Origin of the sequence: Trichormus sp. NMC-1 (assembly GCF_001858025.1) — a bacterium.
In the GTDB taxonomy this organism is placed as follows: Bacteria; Cyanobacteriota; Cyanobacteriia; order Cyanobacteriales; family Nostocaceae; genus Anabaena.
Genome location: NZ_LZQD01000033.1, coordinates 1 through 1,422, shown reverse-complemented (window position 1 = coordinate 1,422; position 1,422 = coordinate 1). Strand labels below are relative to the sequence as shown.

Here is a 1,422-nt window from a genome sequence, read left to right as displayed (position 1 = left end):
CTTTCTCAAACTTTTTTTCGGGATTTTTTTAACGGCTCAAAACTGCTCACAATGCTGGGTTTAGGCAACAATGGTTTATGAATTGTTGACTTAAGGAAGAGTAGAGCGTGAATTTTCAGTCAGTAATAGGTATATTGCATCAGTTTTGGGGCGATCGCGGCTGCTTAATTGCCCAGCCTTATGACATGGAGAAGGGTGCAGGTACTAAGAACCCCCATACTTTTTTAAGGGCGTTAGGGCCAGAACCTTGGTCTGTGGCTTATGTTGAACCTTGTCGTCGTCCTACAGATGGACGTTATGGCGAAAATCCGAACCGCTTCCAGCATTACTATCAATATCAAGTTCTGATTAAGCCTTCACCCGATAATATCCAGGACATTTATCTTGATTCGTTGAGAGCTTTGGGTATTCGTCCCGAAGACCACGATATTCGTTTTGTGGAAGATAACTGGGAAGATGCGACAGTGGGGGCTTGGGGTACTGGCTGGGAAGTCTGGTTAGATGGGATGGAAATTACTCAATTTACATATTTCCAACAATGTGGGGGAATTGATTGTCGTCCGGTGTCGATTGAGATTACCTATGGATTGGAGAGATTGGTAATGTACCTCCAGCAAGTGGAGGCTATTACTAAGATCCAGTGGACGGACGACATTACCTATGGTGATGTTCATCTTCAGGGTGAGATTGAGCAGTGTACTTATAATTTTGAAGCGTCTAATCCTGAGATGTTGCTGAGTCTGTTTAATATATATGAGCAGGAAGCATCCCAACTTACGGAAAGAGGATTAGTTTTACCTAGCTTGGATTATGTGATTAAGTGTTCCCATACGTTTAATTTACTGGATGCACGGGGTGTCATTTCCGTGACGGAACGTACTCGCTACATTACTAGGATTCGGCATTTGGCAAGGAAAGTTGCTCATTTATATGTTGAGCAAAGGGAGAAGTTGGGTTTTCCGTTGCTGAAAAATTTACAACCAGTCACACACCCAACTGTTTTACCACCTGTTGTACCAAAAATTTCACCAGAACCTGTTTCCAAGCCAGTAGAGGAATTCCCTTACCGTTATATTATTGACTTGCTGTTCTGGATTCCAATTGCCTCTTATGTAATTTGGGTAATTATCTCATTACTTCGGTAAGGAATCTCGTATGTAAGAAGATGCAGAGATATAGATATGAGAGGGAGGACGGAGCCTAGTAAAGAGATAGAATTCTTTTACCCCCCAGCAAAGGGGGGGTTAATTAACAGTAGCTAAAAACTAACAATTACTACCAATTACTCACTTATGTTGCCATGCTAAGTCATCTGCTATGAGTGATTATCTTGGGATTTGGCTGTAAAATACCTGCATGATACTAGGATTCAAGACCGAACTAAAGGTAAGCAAGCAACAACGTCTACTACTGGCACAACAC

At 42.0% G+C, this 1,422-nt stretch carries 1 pseudogene; it reads left to right on the top strand.

Features of this window, described 5'->3' with window-relative positions:
• Nucleotides 1-107: 107 nt before the first annotated feature.
• Nucleotides 108-974: pseudogene (glyQ, locus tag A9Y75_RS25760) on the top strand (glycine--tRNA ligase subunit alpha); the annotation flags it as partial.
• Nucleotides 975-1,422 lie beyond the last annotated feature (448 nt).